At 73.3% G+C, this 17964-nt stretch carries 17 protein-coding genes; 8 read left to right on the top strand and 9 right to left on the bottom strand.

Annotation, left to right across the window (positions count from 1 at the left end; translation table 11 throughout):
- The first annotated feature begins 173 nt into the window (after window positions 1-173).
- The 3 genes from FMEAI12_RS11515 to FMEAI12_RS11505 are packed head-to-tail and all read left to right on the top strand — an operon-like array spanning window position 174 to window position 2591.
- Window positions 174-1094, top strand: a complete 921-nt coding sequence (locus FMEAI12_RS11515) for an enoyl-CoA hydratase (protein ID WP_112106008.1) — start codon at window positions 174-176, stop codon at window positions 1092-1094.
- A gap of 8 nt (window positions 1095-1102) precedes the next feature.
- On the top strand, window positions 1103-1864 hold the full coding sequence (locus FMEAI12_RS11510; RefSeq protein WP_235013905.1) for an alpha/beta fold hydrolase: 762 nt from the start codon (window positions 1103-1105) through the stop codon (window positions 1862-1864).
- Window positions 1857-2591, top strand: coding sequence for a methyltransferase domain-containing protein (locus FMEAI12_RS11505; protein WP_112106006.1), 735 nt, complete (start codon window positions 1857-1859; stop codon window positions 2589-2591). The genes FMEAI12_RS11510 and FMEAI12_RS11505 overlap by 8 nt, the downstream gene beginning before the upstream one ends.
- Here the strand turns inward: FMEAI12_RS11505 and FMEAI12_RS11500 are convergent.
- Both FMEAI12_RS11500 and FMEAI12_RS11495 read right to left on the bottom strand, forming a co-directional pair.
- Window positions 2569-2955, bottom strand: a complete 387-nt coding sequence (locus FMEAI12_RS11500) for a LysR substrate-binding domain-containing protein (RefSeq protein ID WP_368672066.1) — start codon at window positions 2953-2955, stop codon at window positions 2569-2571. The genes FMEAI12_RS11505 and FMEAI12_RS11500 overlap by 23 nt on opposite strands.
- 56 nt (window positions 2956-3011) lie before the next feature.
- Window positions 3012-4217, bottom strand: coding sequence for an RNA-guided endonuclease TnpB family protein (locus tag FMEAI12_RS11495; RefSeq protein ID WP_112106011.1), 1206 nt, complete (start codon window positions 4215-4217; stop codon window positions 3012-3014).
- 180 nt (window positions 4218-4397) lie between these two features.
- Here FMEAI12_RS11495 and FMEAI12_RS11490 point away from each other — a divergent pair, with 180 nt between their 5' ends.
- Complete coding sequence (locus FMEAI12_RS11490) at window positions 4398-4760, top strand: nuclear transport factor 2 family protein (protein WP_200835255.1); 363 nt, start codon at window positions 4398-4400, stop codon at window positions 4758-4760.
- A gap of 77 nt (window positions 4761-4837) precedes the next feature.
- Here the strand turns inward: FMEAI12_RS11490 and FMEAI12_RS11485 are convergent, their stop codons facing one another.
- The 5 genes from FMEAI12_RS11485 to FMEAI12_RS11465 all read right to left on the bottom strand — a co-directional run bounded on the left by FMEAI12_RS11485 (window position 4838) and on the right by FMEAI12_RS11465 (window position 11349).
- Window positions 4838-6058, bottom strand: coding sequence for a low temperature requirement protein A (locus FMEAI12_RS11485; protein WP_112106009.1), 1221 nt, complete (start codon window positions 6056-6058; stop codon window positions 4838-4840).
- A 181-nt stretch (window positions 6059-6239) separates the two neighbouring features.
- Entirely contained in the window at window positions 6240-7694 is a 1455-nt protein-coding gene (locus FMEAI12_RS11480; RefSeq protein WP_112106005.1) for a cell wall metabolism sensor histidine kinase WalK, read from the bottom strand.
- Window positions 7687-8448 (bottom strand): response regulator transcription factor, encoded by a 762-nt coding sequence (locus FMEAI12_RS11475; RefSeq protein ID WP_071060276.1) that lies wholly within the window; start codon window positions 8446-8448, stop codon window positions 7687-7689. The genes FMEAI12_RS11480 and FMEAI12_RS11475 overlap by 8 nt, the downstream gene beginning before the upstream one ends.
- A gap of 119 nt (window positions 8449-8567) precedes the next feature.
- Window positions 8568-9905, bottom strand: coding sequence for a DUF1501 domain-containing protein (locus FMEAI12_RS11470; RefSeq protein ID WP_112106004.1), 1338 nt, complete (start codon window positions 9903-9905; stop codon window positions 8568-8570).
- 97 nt (window positions 9906-10002) lie between these two features.
- Window positions 10003-11349 (bottom strand): DUF1800 domain-containing protein, encoded by a 1347-nt coding sequence (locus tag FMEAI12_RS11465; protein ID WP_235013903.1) that lies wholly within the window; start codon window positions 11347-11349, stop codon window positions 10003-10005.
- 120 nt (window positions 11350-11469) lie between these two features.
- Here FMEAI12_RS11465 and FMEAI12_RS11460 point away from each other — a divergent pair, with 120 nt between their 5' ends.
- From FMEAI12_RS11460 to FMEAI12_RS11450, 3 genes are all read left to right on the top strand, one after another.
- Window positions 11470-12231, top strand: coding sequence for an SDR family NAD(P)-dependent oxidoreductase (locus FMEAI12_RS11460; RefSeq protein ID WP_112106002.1), 762 nt, complete (start codon window positions 11470-11472; stop codon window positions 12229-12231).
- Window positions 12232-12525: 294 nt separating this feature from the next.
- Window positions 12526-13692, top strand: a complete 1167-nt coding sequence (locus FMEAI12_RS11455) for an acyl-CoA dehydrogenase family protein (protein ID WP_071060145.1) — start codon at window positions 12526-12528, stop codon at window positions 13690-13692.
- 37 nt (window positions 13693-13729) lie between these two features.
- Window positions 13730-14944, top strand: a complete 1215-nt coding sequence (locus FMEAI12_RS11450) for a CaiB/BaiF CoA-transferase family protein (RefSeq protein WP_112106001.1) — start codon at window positions 13730-13732, stop codon at window positions 14942-14944.
- Window positions 14945-15006: 62 nt separating this feature from the next.
- Here FMEAI12_RS11450 and FMEAI12_RS11445 read toward each other — a convergent pair whose 3' ends face one another.
- Window positions 15007-15870, bottom strand: a complete 864-nt coding sequence (locus FMEAI12_RS11445) for an alpha/beta hydrolase (RefSeq protein WP_020459218.1) — start codon at window positions 15868-15870, stop codon at window positions 15007-15009.
- 16 nt (window positions 15871-15886) lie between these two features.
- On the bottom strand, window positions 15887-16738 hold the full coding sequence (locus FMEAI12_RS11440) for an alpha/beta fold hydrolase (RefSeq protein WP_071060143.1): 852 nt from the start codon (window positions 16736-16738) through the stop codon (window positions 15887-15889).
- Between the two features lie 276 nt (window positions 16739-17014).
- On the opposite strand from FMEAI12_RS11440, the gene FMEAI12_RS11435 reads away from it, so the two are divergent.
- The coding region (locus FMEAI12_RS11435; protein ID WP_112106000.1) for a helix-turn-helix domain-containing protein at window positions 17015-17964 on the top strand (950 nt) is incomplete at its 3' end.

Below are 17964 nucleotides of genomic sequence, written 5' to 3'. Positions count from 1 at the left end.
GGCGCAGGGGTGGCGGGAAGCATGGGGTGGGGGCGAGGCTAAGGGTGAGCGTTGACCTTTTCCGACTCCCGTGGATGAATATTGATGTCGACGTCGATGTCGGACAGCTTCCCCCGGGCTCCCGTCGACCGCGGTCCCGCTCCCGTCCGCCCAGCACCGGCGAAGGAGACCCGATGCATCCCGACAACGCGACCGACAGCCCGACCCTGAGCCCGACCAGCAACGCGAGCGACAGCCCGACCACAAACCCGACCGGCAGCGCGACGCGGCCAGAGCAGGTCGGCTACGAGGCCGAGCACGTCGACTACGAGGTTGTTGACGAGCACATCGCCGTCATCACCCTTAACCGGCCGCAGGCCGCCAACGCGCAGAACCCCAAGGTCCTGCGCGAGCTCGACGAAGCCTGGCAGGCCGCCGACGCCGATGCCGAGGTCCGGGTCATCATCCTGAGATCGACCGGGAAGCACTTCTCGGCCGGCCACGACATGTCCGGCACCGAGAGCGACGTCCCGCGTCCGGCCTGGACGCCCGACAGCGGCTACGACTGGGAGACCCGGCACTACCTGCACTATGCGAAGACCTGGCGCGACATTCCGAAGCCGTCGATCGCCGCCGTCCAGGGCAAGTGCATCGCCGGTGGGCTCATGCTCTGCTGGCCCTGCGATCTCATCGTCGCCGCCGACAACGCCGAGTTCTCCGACCCCGTCCTGCACATGGGCATCGGCGGCGTGGAGTACCACGGTCACACCTGGGAGCTCGGGGCTCGCAAGGCCAAGGAACTGCTGTTCACCGGCGGTCCCGTCACGGCCGCCGAGGCGCTCGGGCTCGGCATGGTCAACAGGGTCGTCCCGCTCGACGACCTGTACCCGGCCACCCTGGAGCTTGCCCGCCGCATCGCCCGCCAGGACCCGTTCGCGCTGCGCATGGCCAAGCGCGCCGTCAACCACACCCTGGACGTCCAGGGTTTCAGCACCGCCGTCGACTCGGTGTTCGACATGCACCACCTCGCCCACGCCCGCGCCGCGCTGCGGAACAACGGGACTCCCTCCCTCGCCGGGCTGACGTCCATGAAGAACCGCGGCAGGTCCTCGTGACGGCGGCCGTGACCGAGCCTCGTGGCGCCGGGGCGTCCGTCTTCGTCAGCAACGGCGGGGTCCGGTTACACGCGCTCGACAACGGGCTGCCCGGCGCCGCCGCGCCGCCGGTCGTGGTGGTGCCGGGCATGGGCGAGTCCGCGGCCGAGTACGGCTGGCTGCTCGACCAGCTCGGTGAGCGGCGGGCTGTCGTCGTCGACCTGCGCGGGCGGGGTGGCAGCGACGCGCCGGCCAGCGGGTACGCGTGGGAGGACCACATCAGCGACCTGGGCGCGGTCATCAGCGCGCTCGAGGTGGAACGGCCGGTTCTCGTCGCGTTCTCCCGCGGGTCGTCCTACGCGCTCGGGTATGCGCTCGAGCATCCGGAGCAGGTGCGTGGGCTGGTGGTCGGCGACTACGGGGCACGGCACGTGCGCCCGCCCGACGCCGTCGTCGAGCGGCAGCTGCGGGCGGAGATCCGCGGCGTGCCGATGATCGACCGGATGGCGGAACACGCGGCACGGGCGGTCTTCACCGAGAGCCGGGACGTACCGCTGTGGGACCGGCTTTCCGGGCTGAGCTTTCCCGTCCTGGTGATCAGGGGCGGGCGCCGCAGCACGGTGGTCACCGACCAGGTCGCCGACCAGTGGCGCCAGGCGCTGCCCACGGTCGAGATCGCGACCATCCCCGGCGCCGGCCACGACCTGTGGAGCGGTGATCCGGACGTGTACCTCGCAGCCCTCCTCCCCTTCCTGAACCGGCTCACCGACGTCGGCCGGGACGGTGCATGAGCGCATAGCGGACCTCGCCGACCCCGGGCCGGCGGACACGCTGGTCGACCTGGGCGCCGGCCACGGCGACACCCTCGCCGCGATCACCCGCCGGTCCCCCTCGGCGCGGCTGATCGGGCTCGACCTGAACCCCGAGCCGCTGCGCCGCCTCACCGCCGCGCTGCCCGGGGCAGGCGCCGTCCAGCATGATCTGAGTGGGGCCCTGCCGTTCGCCAACGCCCGCGTCGACGTCGTGATCTCCAACAACACGCTCGAGTGCCTCACCGATCCGGCGGCGCTGCTGGAGGAGATCGCCCGCGTCCTGCGGCCGGGTGGGCGGGCGGTACTCGGCCACACCGACTTCGAGACGATCGCCGTCGCGATCGCGGACCGCGGCCTGGCCCGCCGGGTGCTGCTCACCTACGCGGAGCTGCCGGTCCCCTACGAGTACATGGCGGCCACCGACCCGCAGCTGGGACGTCGCCTCGCGGGCCTGGTGCGGCGCAGCCCGCTGGCGCTCGAGTCCGTCGAGGCGCACACGACCGTCTCGCCGACGCTCGCGGAGGCCATGCCGCTCCGGCTGGGCGAGATCCACGACGCCGTCCACCGCTGCGCGGACCGCGGTTTGGGCCACGTGAGCCTGGACGAGCTCGCGGAGTGGAGCCGCCAGCTCCGGGCGGCCCAGGACGACGGCGACTTCCTGTTCAGCGAGACCGCGTACATCGTCACCGCCCGCCGGGCCGGGTGACCTTGTTCCGTCGTGCCGGGGCTGGACCGCCGTTCGGGGAACCGTCCGGATCGGGGACGGCGAAGGCCCGGCGGGCGTGGGCGAGCAGTTCGCGGACGGCGGGGCTGGCCGGGACGCCAGACAAAGGTGAGCAGCGCTGGCGACTCAGGCCGTTCACGGGCAGCGCGATAAGCCGGTCACCGTACGCCGCCGCCATCGACATGCTGAGGACGGCCACGCCCAGGCCGCGGCTGGCGAGGTCGGCGATGGCGTCCGGCGCGCTGGCCTGCAACGCGATCCTGGGATGAAGGTCGCGGGCCTGGCAGGCCCGGTCGAGCACGGTGCGCAGGCCGGTGCCGGGCGGCATGCACACGACCGGGTGCAGGCACAGGTCACGCAGGTTGACGTCCTCCCCCGCGTGAGCGCGGGGGATTCCAACTCCTACACACCCACTGGAAGGGGTGCGCAGTGTTGAGGTTCGCGGTTCGCGGGCACGGCCAACGCCGCGCCTCCCCGCGCAGTCACGGCCCGTCCGGCCGCGATGTTCCCAACCGCGATATTCATCGCCGCGTTCACGTCGGCGTTGGCCGTGTGCCCGCAGACGACGCACCAGAACACCGCTTGGCTCTCGCGGTTCCCGGGCGCCACCTGCCCGCAGGCAGAACAACGCTGACTCGTGTACGCGGCAGGGACCTTCTCGACCCGGCCAAGGGCCTTCTCCTCCAACCGGCGGACGAGCAGACCCCAACCGTTGGCCAGAATGCCCCGGTTCAACCCGGCTTTCTGCCGCACGTTCCTCCCCGGGGCCTCGACGGTGCCCCGGGCCGAGCGGGTCATCTGCCCGATCCTCAGGTCCTCGACGCGGATCACGTCGAACCGGCGGGCGAGGTCGGTGCTGGTCTTCTCGACCCAGTCCTTGCGCCGGTCAACCTCCCGGGCACGCAGCCGTGCGATCTGCACCTTGAGACGCCCGCGCCGGTGCGACCCACGCCTGGCCCTCGACAATCGGCGTTGCAGCCGGACCAGCCGCGCCTGCTCCCCGGCTCGCAGACCGGGACAGGACAGGAGCTCCCCGGTCGACAGCGCCGCCGACACGACCACCCCACGGTCCACCCCGACAACCCCGCCCGTACCCGGAGCGGGAATCGGGTCCGGGGCCACGGCGAACGCCACATGCCAACGACCCGCACGATCCCGCGTCACCCGATACGACTTCGCGCCCGGCGCAGCACGGGACCAGCGGAACCTCACCCAGCCCGCCTTCGGGACACGCACCCGCGCCCAACGGCGGTTCACCCGCCGGACGTCTTCTGGTCTCACCGCCACAATCCGGAACCCCTCGTTATGGCCACGCCTACGGAAAGTGGGCCTGCGATGCGAACCACGGAAGAAGTTCGCCATCGCCGTCGCGAAGTCACGCAAAGCCTGCTGCTGCACGATGACACTGCCCGCCGCAAGCCAGTCGAACTCGCGTCTAGCTTCGGTCAACTGCCGGTTCTGCTCCGCATAGCCGGGTGCCGGGCCGCGCCACGGCCGGTACCACGACTGCTGTTCACACGCGAGGTTCCACACGAACCGGGCATGCCCACAGTGCACCAGCAGCGCCTGTTCCTGCGCCGCGTCGGGATACAACCGGAACCTGGACACGGCCACACCCTAACATCACCGCACAACGACGAAGAATCCGAACAGCACTATCTCGGGGGACCCGCTCACCCACCTCGCCGAAATCACGAAAGAAGACATCTACTTTCTCAACAGCGAGATCATTCATCTGTTGCATTGCACTTTTCGACGGCGGTTCGCCTCGCGGCGGATCGCCTGCCCCTGCCCCGCTCCGCGGGAGACCGGATTCCTCCCGGCCTGAAGGCCGGGGCATCCTCCGGGAGCTCTGGTGACGCCACCGGCGTCGCCGCGCTCTACGAGGAGAACGCGGTGCTGGCCTACCCGCCCGGCGGACGGACGGTGGGCCGGGAGGCCATCCGGGAGCTGTGGGCGACAGTGCTGGCCGGCGGCCCCCGCTTCGAGCCGGAGCAGCCGTTGCCGACCCTGGTCAGCGGCGACATCGCGCTGACGTCGACGCCCCCGAAGGACGGGGCCGGCGCCAGGGCACAGGTCGTCCGCCGCCAGCCGGACGGCAGCTGGCTGCGGCTGATCGACCAGCCCGAGTTCGCCCCGCCGGCACGCTGAGCGCGTGGGCCCACGCCCACGGGCGGTCAGGCGTCCACGGTGGTCATCCGGACACGGTGGTCATCCGGACACGGTGGTCATCCGGACACGGTGGACGTCCGGGCGCGGCGGTCGTCCACGATGACCTGGAGGGCGATGGCGGCCCAGATCGGCAGGTTCAGGAGGACGACGGCCCAGGGCAGGGCGAGGCCGGCGGCGGCCGTCCAGGCGATCACGGCCAGCGCGCCGCAGGCGGCCACGACGACGCCGAGGTAGGTGACCGGCGCGGCCTCCAGCGGCGCGTGCAGGGCCCAGAGCAGCAACAGGAACGCGATCAGGGGCAGCGCGACGGCGAAACCGGCGACGCCGTCCGAGGCGTGGATGTCGTGGACGAGTGTCTCCGCCGTGACCTCGAGGCCCGCGCCGAGCGCGGCGAGCGCGGCGAAGATCCCGTAGTGCCCGTAGCCCCAGTAGAACGACATCCCGCGGTGGGTGGCCAGGCCCCGGCCGGCGGGCGCGGCGAAGTACAGCCACCAGCAGCCGAACAGGGCGGCGAGCCCGCCGCCGCCGAGCAGGACGGCGTCGGTGGTGACGCCGGCCTCGACCGCCGGGGTGAGCGCGCGGGACGCCGCGAGCACGCTCTCACCGAGCACGATGATGGTGAACAGGCCGTACCGCTCGGCGATGTGATGCGGGTGCCAGGTGGTCCCCGTGTGCCGCTCGGCCCACAGCGGGACGGCCAGCTCCAGCACGACGAGCACGAAGAAGCCGACGAACCCCGCGGTCTCGGGCAGCGCCAGCCGGGCCAGCCAGCCGGCCTGGATCACGACGGTGCCGGCGGCGTAGCGGTAGGCGGTCGCCCGACTCGCCGGGTCGCTGTGCCCGGCGCGCAGCCACTGCGTCACCATCGCCGCCCGCATGATGACGTAGCCGGCCGTCACCGCGGTGAAGTCGGAGTCCTCGAACGCGGCGGGCACGCCCGCGGCGAGCACGAGCACGCCGCCCATCTGCAGCAACGTCAGCAGCCGGTACGGGACGTCGTCGCAGTCGTAGGCGGAGGCGAACCAGGTGAAGTTCATCCACGCCCACCAGATGGCGAAGAAGACCATCAGGAAGCTGACGAGGCCGTCCCCGACGTGGTCGTCGGCGACGGCGTGCGCCAGCTCGACCGCGGCGGCCGCGACGGCGACCACGAAGGTCAGGTCGAACAGCAGCTCCAGCGGGGTCGACGCCCGGTGGCTCTCGTCGGCGGAGCGGGCCCCCATCGGCACCCGCCATCGGCGCCCGACGGGGGCGGTCAGCTCGGACGTCTCCGGCACGGTCGGCCCCTTCGTGATCGTTCGCGGATGGCCATCGGCGAGCATGACCGTTCAGGTGGGAGCGCCGGAGATCACCCGGATCGCCGCCGCGCGCCTGGCGACATTCTGCGTGCATCAAGCACCAGCCGCCCAGGTCAGAGGGCCACCATTCCCCCGCGCGAGGTCAGCTCCCCGCGCAGGGTCAGCCGGGCGGCAGCCGGATACCGAAGACGGCGCCGCCTTCGGGGGCGTGCCCGGCGAACGGCTCACCGCCGAGGCGGCGGGCCAGCCCGGCGACGAGCGCCAGCCCGACGCCGGTCGAGACGGGCCGGCGGCCCCGGTAGCGCTCGAACAGCGCCGAGCGGTCGAAGGCCACGGCGAGGTCGTCGGCGGTGAGGCCGGGACCGCCGTCCCGCACCTCGAACACCGCCTCCGGGGGGACCATCACCCCCTGAGGGACCACTGCCCCCTGGGGACCGCCGCCCAGCGCCATCACGATCGGCGCGCCGGCCGGGACCACCCGCAGCGCGTTCTCGGCCAGTCCGTCGACGATCTGCCGGAAGCGGACCGGGTCGGTGACCACCGGCACCGGCCCGTCCGGCAGCTCGACCCGCAGCTCGACGCCGGCCGCCGTGCACCGCGGCCGCCAGACCTCCACCGCCCCGGCCACCAGAGCGCCCAGGTCCACGGGCGCGAGGTCGACCCGGAAGTCGTCCGCGCCGAGCCGGGCGAGGTCGAGCAGGTCGGTGACGAGCCGGTCGAGACGGCGGGCCTCCCCGAGGATGATCCGACCGGTGCCGGCGGTGTCGGCCGGCTCGGTCACGCCGTCCGCGAGCGCCTCGGCGAAACCCTGGACGGCCGTCAGCGGGGTGCGCAGCTCGTGCGAGACGGACAGCAGGAACCTGCGCTGCCGGTCCTCGCTGACGGCGAGAGCCGCGGCGAGGCCGTCGAGGGCGGCGCCGACGTCCGCCACCTCGGCCGGGCCGCGCGGACCGCCGGTGCCGACCCGGATGTCGCGCCGGCCCGCGGCGAGCTGGTGGGCGGCGTCGGCGAGGCGCCGCAGCGGGCGGGCGAGCCGGCGCGCCAGGACGGCGCCGGCAACGGTCGCGGCGGCCAGGCCGCACACCAGCGCGATCCCGAGCCGCCGCAGGACGGCGCCGGCGAGCTCACGACTCTCGGACGCCGGTTGCACGAGCGCGATCGCGCCGCCGTGGGCGAGCGGCCGGCCGACGACGATCACCCGCCGGCCGCCGACGGTGTGGGCCGTACCGACCTCCGCACCGGCGGCGACCCGGGCGAGGACGTCGGCCGGGAGCTCGAGGCCCCTGCCGCCACCGGGCCCCTGGCGCGCGGTCGGACGGCCGTCCGGGGCGACCCGGACGAAGGTCACCCGCTGGGCGGCGATCGTCCTGGTCACCCCGGCGCGCAGGTCGGCGGTCGCGTTGGGACGGTCGTAGAGCGCGACGACGACGTCCGCCTGCCGGCCGAGCGCGCGGCGGGCCTCGTCGTCCGCGGCTCCGCCGACGAGACCGGCGAAGATCGTGCCGGTGAGCAGGACCGCGAGCGCGGCGACGGCGGTCGTCGCCAGGGCGATCCGCACCGCCAGCCCGGCGGGCCGCCGATTCCGCGGGTTCGGGCGGCTCCCGGGGTCAGGCATCGGCGGTGTACCCGACGCCGCGGACGGTGCGGATCGGGCTGGCCGGGCCGAGTTTCGCCCGGACCTGGGCCACGTGCACGTCGACGGTCCGGGTGCCGGCGCTCGCCTGGTAGCCCCACACGTCGGCGAGCAGGCGGTCCCGGGTGTGGACCAGGCCGGGACGGCGCAGCAGGGCCGCGAGCAGGTCGAACTCGGTGGTCGTGAGGGTCACCTCGCGGTCGCCGGCGAGCACCCGCCGCCGCCCGACGTCAAGCACGACGGCCCCGGCGCGCAGCACCGGGCCGCCAGGACCGGCGTCAGGACCGGCACCGGCACCAGGACCGGCAGGCGCACCGGCGGCGTCGGTCGACCGTGCGAGCGCGGCAGGCCCGCTGGTGCGCCGCAGGACGGCGCGCAGCCGCGCGACCAGCTCGCGGGGCGAGAACGGCTTCGTGACGTAGTCGTCGGCGCCCAGTTCCAGGCCGACGACGCGGTCGACCTCGTCGTCGCGGGCCGTCACCAGCAGCACCGGCACCCAGTCACCGTCGGCGCGCAGGGCCCGCAGCAGCTCACGGCCGTCCAGGCCGGGCAGGCGGACGTCCAGGATGACCGCGACCGGGGTGAGGGCACGCGCTGCCGCCAGGCCGGCCGGACCGTCGGCGCGGACCTCGACGGCGAACCCCTCCCGGACGAGGTACATGCGGATCAACTCGGCGATGTGCGCCTCGTCCTCGACGACTAGGACAAGCTCGGGAGCGTGGGCGTCCGCGTCCATCTGCGTGTGGGTGTCCACCTCAGTGAGTGTGCTGGTCACAGGAACCGGAGCCGGCCGGCCGGCCGGGGCGGAATCGCGGAGCCGGGCCGCTCGCGGGCCAGGCCACGCCTGGGACACGGTCAGAGAAACGCGAGGCGGGGGAAGCTCTCGTCGGACCCGAGCACGGTGCCCGCCTCCGTTCCCAGGACGCGCTCCAGCAGCGTCGCGTACACCGAGCGGAAGTCCGTGGTGACCCGCAGGTCGCCGTCGTCGAGATCGGTGAGGGGGGGCTGGTCGCCGAAGAAGCCGCCGCGCACCGGCCGGCCCAGGAGCAGGACGGGACCGGCGGTGCCGTGGTCGGTGCCGCCGCTGGCGTTCGCGGCGACCCGCCGGCCGAACTCCGAGTAGACCATCGTCGTCACCGCGCTCCCGCGGGGCGTGGCGGCCATGGACCGGTGGAAGCGGGTCAGCGCGGCATCCAGCTGGCCGAGCAGGCGGGTGTGGGTGCCGTCCTCGGCGGCATGGGTGTCGAAGCCGCCCAGGCTCACCGAGTACACCCGGGTGGGCACCCCGGCGGTTATGGCACGGGCGACCACGTCGAGCTGGGCGCCGAGCTCGCCGCCATCGCCACCGCCTGCCCCGGGGTCCCCGCCGTCGAGCTGGCCCTGGGTGCCGGCGTCGCGTTCCGGGGCGTCGGCGAGCACCGGGGCGAGCGCACCGGCGACGGTGAACAGGTCCGCGCCGGATGCGGCGGCCCGGGCGGCCAGCGGGCTGTCGGCCGGGTCGGGGCGGTAGAGCGCGTGCAGGTCGGCTCCCAGCCGACCGCTGGGCGCGGCGAAGCCGCCGGTGGGTACCGCCGAGCCCACCGTGTGGTCGCCGACCAGCAGCGGCGGCAGCGTGGGGCCGATCGCCAGCGCCCGCAGCGGATCGGCGCCGCCCGCCTGGCCACCGGCCGAACCGCCCGTCGGGCCGGCCGTCGAACCGCCTGCCGGGCCGCCCGTCGCGCCGTCCTTCGCGGCCAGCGCGTCGAGCCAGCGCCCGATCCAGCCGGACGTCGACGCCGTCCGCGGTGACGCCGTCTGCCAGATGGCCATCGACCGGAAGTGGCTGTGATCCGGCTCCGGGTAGCCGACGCCCCGCACGACCGCGAGGCGGCCCTCCTTCCACAGCCCGGCGAGCCCGGGGAGCGCCGGGGCGAGCGCGAGGCCGTCGGCCAGCGGGTGGACGTCCGGCTCGGCAGGCGCGAGGTCGCCGCGTGCCTGCCGGTAGGCCGGGTCCTGGAAGGGGATGACGGTGTTCAGGCCGTCGTTGCCGCCGTAGAGGGTGACGACGACCAGCACGCCGGTGCCCGCGGCCAGCGGGCGGTCGGCGGCGGCGCCGTGCAGGGCGTCCCAGCTGAGCACCCCCGCGCCCGCGGCGAGGGCCCCGGCTCCGGTGACGCCGGAGGCGATGAGGAAGCGGCGGCGGCTGAGCGGCATGGCGTTCTCTTCCTTCGGATCGGCCTCGGATCGGCCTCGGATCGGCCTGGGCCCGGAGGCGTTCCGGGTAACGGACGGGGCGCACGGGCCTGGCGCGTCAGGTGACGAGGTACTCCGGGGCGAGCAGGGCGAGGGTGACGAGCCGGGGCGGGTCGGCGGCCGCGGCGGACAGCGCGGAGCGGGTGCGCGCGCTCCATGCCGGCACGGACAGCAGCCGGGCGACGGCGTCCACCCGTTCCGCGGCCGGGACGTCCGCCACGGCCGAGATGTCGGCCGCGTCCACGACCGCCGCCGCGAAGCGGGTCCGGACCAGGCTCGCCGCGGTCGTCAGCCACGCGCCGCCCGCCGGCCAGCCGCCGACGCTGGGCGGCGCGAACGGGACCTGGCCGAGCCCGCGCAGCACTGTGGCCAGGCGCGCCGGCGCGGCGGCACCGCCCGCCCCGGGCGCCGGGACGGTGATCCGCAGCGCGCGGAGCACGCCCACCACGTAGTCGATCGGCGGCGCCACCAGACGCCCGGCGGTGGCCCGGAAGCCGGGCGCGAGGAGCATCGCCCGCAGCGCCGCGCCGGTGTCGAGCCCCGGCCCGTAGGCGGTGAGCAGCGGAGTGAGCGCCTGGTCGGCGGGTGCCACCGGCGCGGCGTACCGGCTCCACAGCCGGGAGCACACCCAGCGCGGCGAGGCCGGGTCGTGGGCGAGCAGGCTGACGACGTCCTCACCGCCGAGATCACCGGTGTGGCCGAGGATCGTCTTGGTGCCCGAGTCGTGCTGCGCCGCGGCGACGGTGAAGCGGCCGGTGCGGCCGGCCCGCCAGCCGGTGAACGCCCGCGCCGCCTCCCGGACGTCGCGCTCCTCGTAGTTGCCGATGCCGAGGGTGAACAGCTCCATCAGCTCGCGGGCGAAGTTCTCGTTCGGGTGCTCCCTGACGTTGCGGCCGGCGTCCAGCCAGATCAGCATCGCCGGGTCGCGCGCGACGGCGAGGGTGAGCGCGTCGAACGGCCCGCGGCCGGACCGCCGGAAGATCTCGTTCTGGGCGAGCATCAGCGCCGGCGAGCGCACCTTCTGGATGGACGTCGCGAAGTGGCCGTGCCAGAAGAGCGTCAGCTTCTCGGTGACCGGGTCGGCGGTCGAGACCATCCGGCCGAGCCACCAGCCGATCAGCGCCTCGGTGCGCTCACGCAGCCCGCGGGCGTACGCCGCGCGGGCGGCCCGGTCGGACGCGGCCGGTGGCCGGCGGTCGGCCTTGGCGTCGAGGGCGGGCGGGGGTACCGCCCCGGGGTCGGGGCGGTCGTGCGCGTCGAGCAGGCCCCGGGCCGCCGCCTCGTAGCCGGCCCGCTCGGCGGCGTCGAGCTCGTCGGGACGGGCCCCGAAGCCGGCCCGCCGGTACAGGAGCGCGAGCTCGGCCCGCACCCCGGTGGGGCTGTCGGTGGTGACCGCGGCTGCCATGACGACCATGGTGGCGTGCAAAGGTCAGCCGCCGGCGAGCGTCCTGTACGAATCGTGTAAGGATCCGCGCCCGGCCGGCGGACGGTGGCGCCCCGCCGCGGAACTGTGGGAGAAGCGGTTATGGACGGACTACAAGGAAAGATCATTCTGGTGGCGGGCGCGGCCACCGGGCTCGGGGCCGACTCGGCCGGGCGGCTGGCCCGGGAGGGCGCCAAGGTCGTCGTCGGCGACCTGGACCTCGCCGGCGCGGAACGGACGGCGGCGGCCATCCGGGAAGCCGGCGGCGACGCGGTCGCGGCGGGCTTCGACATCTCCGACGACGCCTCCGTCGCGGAGCTGGTCGCCCTCACCGTGCGCACCCACGGCGGCCTGGACGCCGTGCACGTCAACGCCGGTGACATGGGCGCAGTCCAGAAGGACAGCAACGTCGTCGACATCGACCTCGCGATCTGGGACCGCACGGTCGCCGTGAACCTGCGCGGCCACATGCTCGTCAGCCGGCACGCCATCCCGCGGCTGCTGGAGCGGGGCGGCGGCGCGATCGTCTACACGTCGTCCATCGCGTCGTTCACCGGCGAGCCGCAACGGCCCGCCTACGCGGTGACCAAGGCGGGCATCAACGCGCTCGCCCGGCATGTCGCCTCCCGGTGGGGCACCGAGGGGATCCGTGCCAACGCGATCACGCCCGGCCTGATCCTCACCCGCGAGATCCGGGACGGCGCGCCGCCGGACATGCTGTCCGCGATGCTGGCCCGCACCCGCAGCACCCGGCACGGCGAGGCGCGGGACGTCTCGAGCATGGTCGCCTACCTGCTCTCGGACGAGGGATCCTGGATCAACGGGCAGGTCGTGAACGTCGACGGCGGTACGGTCCTGCGCTGAACGCGGCAGGAGACGTGGCAGGCGGCGGCGTCAGGTACTCGGGCACCGGCACCGGCACCGGGCTCGTGAAAATTCGAACAGGCCCGCGACCAGAGGCACGGCCGCGTGCCAGTGTGTTAGCGCCACCTAACAGCAGTCCGCATTGACGCAGCGCGACGTAGTCACCACGTTCGCGACGCGCGGCGTCGTCGGAGCCCGCTCGCGGTCCCGTCCCGCACGGAACCGTGCACGTCACGACGTCCCCGCGGCAGGCGACTGCCGTCCCGCCCACCTCGTCCAGTGGAAGGTCAGCCGATGCACTTCGAACTCACTCCGGATCAGGAGCAGCTCAGGGCCGGGGCGCGGGAGCTCGCCCGCAGCTTCGCGGACGACTACTGGGCGGAGAAGGACCAGAAGGGCGAGTTCCCGTGGGACTTCTACAACGCGTTCGCCGAGGGCGGCTGGCTCGGCATCGCCATCCCGACGGAGTTCGGCGGCGGCGGGCTGGGAATCGCCGAGGCGTCGCTGCTGCTCGAGGAGATCGCCGCCTCGGGTGCCGGCATGAACGGGTGCAGCATCATGCACCTGACCATTTTCGGCCTGAACACGATCGTCAAGCACGGTAGCCCGGCCCTGCAGAAGGAGATCCTGCCGTCCGCGGCGGACGGCTCGCTGCACGTGTGCTTCGGCGTGACCGAGCCGAACGCGGGGACGGACACCACCCGGATCACCACCTTCGCAGAGAAGGTGGACGGCGGCTACCGGATCAACGGCCGGAAGGTGTGGATCACCAAGGCCGGCGACTCGCAGAAGATGATCCTCATCGCGCGGACGACGAAGCGCGAGGAGAGCGCCCGGCCCACCGACGGCATGTCGCTGTTCCTCATCGACATCGACCGGAAGCACATCGACCTGCGCGCCATCCCGAAGATGGGGCGCAACGCGGTCTCGTCCTACGAGGTTTTCATCGACAACTACTTCGTGCCCGAGTCCGCGCGCATCGGCGAGGAGGGCAAGGGCTTCAAGTACCTGCTCGACGGCCTGAACCCCGAGCGCATCCTGCTCGCCCACGAGGCGCTGGGCATCGGGCGCGCCTCGCTGGAGAAGGCCACCCGCTACGCCAAGGAGCGGATCGTCTTCGACCGGCCGATCGGCCAGAACCAGGGCATCGCCTTCCCGCTGGCGGAGGCCCAGATCCGGCTGGACGCCGCCGAGCTGATGGCACGCAAGGCCGCCTGGCGCTACGACCAGGGGCTGCCCTGCGGGCCCGAGGCGAACATGGCGAAGTGGCTGTGCGCGGACGCCGGATTCAAGGCCGCCGACCAGGCCATCCAGACCCACGGTGGCATGGGCTACGCCCGCGAGTACCACGTCGAGCGTTACTTCCGCGAGTCGCGGATCATGCGCCTGGCGCCGGTCAGCCAGGAGATGGTCCTCAACTACGTCTCCCAGCACGTGCTCGGCCTGCCGAAGTCGTACTGAGACGACGGGCGCGGATCGACGACGGCGACGACGACGGATGACCGACCCCGGCGGGAGCCTGGACGGGCTCCGTGTCCTCGACCTCTCCCGGGTTCTCGCCGGGCCGCTGTGCGCCCAGCTCCTCGCCGACCACGGCGCCGAGGTGATCAAGGTGGAGCCCCCGGCCGGGGACGACACCCGGGCCTGGGGCCCGCCCTTCGTCGCCGACGGCACCAGCGCCTACTTCACCGGGATCAACCGCAACAAGACGAACATCTGCCTCGACCTGAGCACTCCGACCGGGCACGACGTGCTCGGTCGGCTGCTCGGGGAAGCCGACGTCCTGGTGGAGAACTTCAAGGTCGGGACACTCGCGCGCTGGGGTTTCGACGACCCGACGCTGCGGGCGCGCCATCCCCGGCTCGTCCGGTGCCGGACCACCGGTTTCGGCCCCGACGGGCCGATGGGCGCCATGCCCGGATACGACGCCGTGGCCCAGGCGTACAGCGGTCTGATGAGCATCAACGGCGAGGCGGACCGGCCGCCGCTGCGGGTCGGCGTGCCGATCGTCGACATGGTCACCGGCATCTACGCGTTCGCCGGGATCCTGCTCGCACTGCACGCCCGCGCCCGCACCGGCGTGGGCCAGCTCGTGGACTGCACGCTCGTCGACACGGCCGCCTCCCTGCTGCATCCCCACTCGGCGGCGCACCTGGCGGACGGACAGGTGCCGATCCGGACCGGCTCGGCCCACTCCGCGATCGCTCCGTACGACACCTTCGACGCCGCGGACGGCCCGATCTTCATCGGCGCCGGCAACGACCGGCAGTTCGCCGCGCTCGCCACCGCGCTGGGCCGGGACGAGCTGTCCGGGGACCCGCGCTTCTCCTCGAACGCCGCCCGGGTCGCGAACGTGGCTGCGCTGCGCGCGATCCTGCGTGAGGCGATCGCGCCCCGCGCACGCCACGGCCTGGCCCGGGAGCTGCTGGCCCGCGGGGTACCCGCGACGGCGGTGCACGACGTCGCGCAGGCACTGGCCGACCCGCACCTGCGGCACCGGAACATGGTCGTGGAGCTCGACGGCTATCGCGGGATCGGCATCCCGATCAAACTGTCCGCCACTCCCGGCTCGGTGCGCCGTCCCCCACGGGCGCAGGGAGCCGACACCCGGCGCATCCTGAGGAACCTGGGCTACACGGACGCGGAGGTGGACGCTCTGATCGCCGCCGACGTCGCCCGCGCCCACGACGAGCCGCCACCCACCGGAGTGTGATCGCCACCGGGCGACAGTAGGGCGACAGCGGGCCCGCGGACGAGACCCGCTGCCGCGGGGCCTCAGCCAGCTGCTGTCCTGGACGGGCGCTGGCCGGCATGCTCGACGGCCCACTGCAGCGCGTGGTCGGCGACGGCCTCCCAGCCGGGCTCGGCGCAGGTCCAGTGCGACCGGCCCTCGAACTCGAAGTACTCGGTCAGCGCGGCGGAGTTGTGGTACTTCTTCGCGTTCGCCTTGTTCACCGACGCCGGCATGATGTGGTCCGATCCGCCGCCGATGAACAACAGCGGCGCCCGGTCGTCGCGGTCGTAGTCGACCCAGGTCTCCTGGTGTCCCGGCTTGAAGTTGGCGATAAGGCCGTAGACCCACACCCAGTTTCCCGGGGCCGGGATGTGGTAGCGCTCGTGGACCTTGTCGGACTCTTCCCTGCTGAGGGTGTTCGCGAAGGCGTAGTGGAACTCCTCCGGGGTGAACCCGACCGCCTTGTGGAAGTTCCCGGGATGCTTCAGGATCGGGAAGAGCGACTTCACCTGGGACAGAGGGGTGACGTGCACCCCCTCGGTCGGCGCCGAGTCGACGACGACCCCCGCGGCGCCGAGGCCACGGGCGAGCAGCAGCTGGGTGAGGGTGCCCCCGAACGAGTGCCCCATGATGATCGGCGGGGCGTCGAGGCCCTCGATCACCGCGGCCAGATGGTCGACGGTGGCCGGGACGGTGAGGTCGGCGATGACCTGCGGGTCCGCCCGCAGCGCCTCGACCTCCACCTCGAAGCCGGGGTAGGCGGGCGCGATGACCCGGTACCCCTTCTCCTCGAACCGGGTGATCCAGCCCTCCCAGCTGCGCGGGGTCATCCACAGGCCGTGCACCAGGACGATCGTGTCGGGTTTGCCGGAGCCGGCCGGGCCGGCCGCGCTGTCGATGCTCATCGTGTCTCCTTGTTGGTCAGGCGGAGGCGGGGGCGGAGGTGGGGTGAGTGGCGAGAAAAGCCAGCAGGTCGGCGTTCAGCCGGTCCTTGTGCGTCTCGGTGATGCCGTGCGGAGCACCTTCGTACACCGTCAGCTCGGCGCCCTTGACCAGTTCCGCCGAACGCCTGCCGCCGACCTCGATCGGGACCACCTGGTCGTCGTCCCCGTGGATGACGAGCGTCGGCACGTCGAACGCGGCGAGATCAGGCCGGAAGTCGGTGGCCGAGAACGCGGCGATGCACTCGAACGCGTTGCGCGCTCCGGTCTGCATTCCCTGCAGCCAGAACGAGTCGCGGATGCCCTGGGAGCGTTCCTGCCCGGGACGGTTCGCGCCGAAGAACGGGCCGTCGGCGAGATCCCGGTAGGCCTGTGAACGGTCGGCGAGCGAGGCGGCACGGAGGCCGTCGAAAACCTCGGCCGGAACGCCGCCAGGGTTGTCGTCGGTCTTCAGCATGAACGGCGGCACGGAGGAGACCAGCACGATCTGCGCGACACGGTCCGTGCCGTGCCGACCGACGTACCGGGCCACCTCGCCGCCGCCCGTCGAGAACCCGACCAGCGTGACCTCACGCAGGTCCAGATGACTGATCAGCGCGGCGAGATCGTCGGCGTAGGTGTTCATGTCGTTGCCGTTCCACGGCTGGGACGACCGCCCGTGGCCGCGGCGGTCATGCGCGACGACGCGGTAGCCGTTCGAGGCCAGGAAGAGCATCTGGGCCTCCCAGCTGTCCGCCTGCAGCGGCCAGCCGTGGCTGAGAACCACGGGCCGGCCCTCGCCCCAGTCCTTGTAGTAGATCTCGGTGCCGTCCAGCGTCGTCACGGTCGCCACGATGTCTCCTCTCGGCGGCCCCGGGGGCGCAGGAACATCCCTGGCGCCGGCCGTCAGCAGGCGTCCCCTCACGTCCACGCTAGGCGGATCGGGTCGGCCGTGCTGGTCTCTGCGCGCACGGTTCTGGACTCTCCGTGCCACATCCGCGACCCTTGGGACGATTGGTCGGGCCGCCCTCGGACGATCAGGCGACGAGCAGGCGACGGACGATCAGACCACCCGGCGGGGCTTGGGACGGCCCGCGTCCGCCGCGCCGGCCGGACGGGAGGAACACCGGTGGCGACGGTTCTTGATCTCGACCACCTGCCGGCGCACCGGCGCGCCGAGGTCGCCCGGGACGCCATCGTCGCGCTCACCGTCACCAGCCGGTTCAGCGTGCACGCCCAGCACGACATCCGGGGCCGGATCGAGTCGTGGAGCTTCGGCGAGGTCGGCCTGATCCGCACGACCGTCAACGCCGGCCAGCACATGATCCGCACCGCCCGGCACGTGCGCCAGGACAGCGCTCCCCCGGTGCTGTCCTTCGCGCAGCGCCGGCACGGGCGCGCCGTCCAGGAGCAGTTCGGGGTCCGCCGCGAGCTGGCCGTCGGCGAGCTGTACTGCACCGACCTGAGCTCCGCGTTCGAGTACGCCAACGCCGAGGGCGGATGCGGCCAGGGCCTGCAGGTACCGCTGGCCTCGCTCGGCCTGCCCGGCGAGGTCGTCCGGCGCGGCGCCCCGAACCTCGCCCGCAGCCCGCTCCACCCGCTGGTCACCGACCACCTCACCGCGCTGGCCCGCGACGCCGCGGCCCTCGAACGGGACGAGTCCGCCGCGGGCGTCGGCACCGCGACCGTCGAGCTCCTCCGGGCGTTACTGGTGAGCGCGGCCCGCGGCCCCGACGACGCCCCGGGGGCATCGGCGGAGATCACGCTGGCCCGCGTGCGTCACCACGTGCTGGCCCACCTGGCCGATTCCGATCTGAACGCGGACGGCATCGCGGCCGCGGTCGGGGTGTCCGTGCGTCACCTCTACCGGCTGTGCCGGGAGGCGGAGTTCAGCCTGGAACAGTGGATCGTGCGCAACCGACTGGAACGGGCCCGCGGCGCGCTCGCGGCCCGGGACGCGCGCGGCCGCAGCATCGCCGCCATCGCGCGCGCCAACGGCTTCGCCGACCCCTCCCACTTCAGCCGCCGCTTCCGGGCCGCCTACGGCACCACCCCCCAGGAATGGCGCCGCCACCACAC

Origin of the sequence: Parafrankia sp. Ea1.12, from assembly GCF_900465275.1 — a bacterium.
Classification (GTDB): Bacteria; Actinomycetota; Actinomycetes; order Frankiales; family Frankiaceae; genus Parafrankia; species Parafrankia soli.
This window is presented reverse-complemented; position numbering and strand designations above follow the sequence as displayed.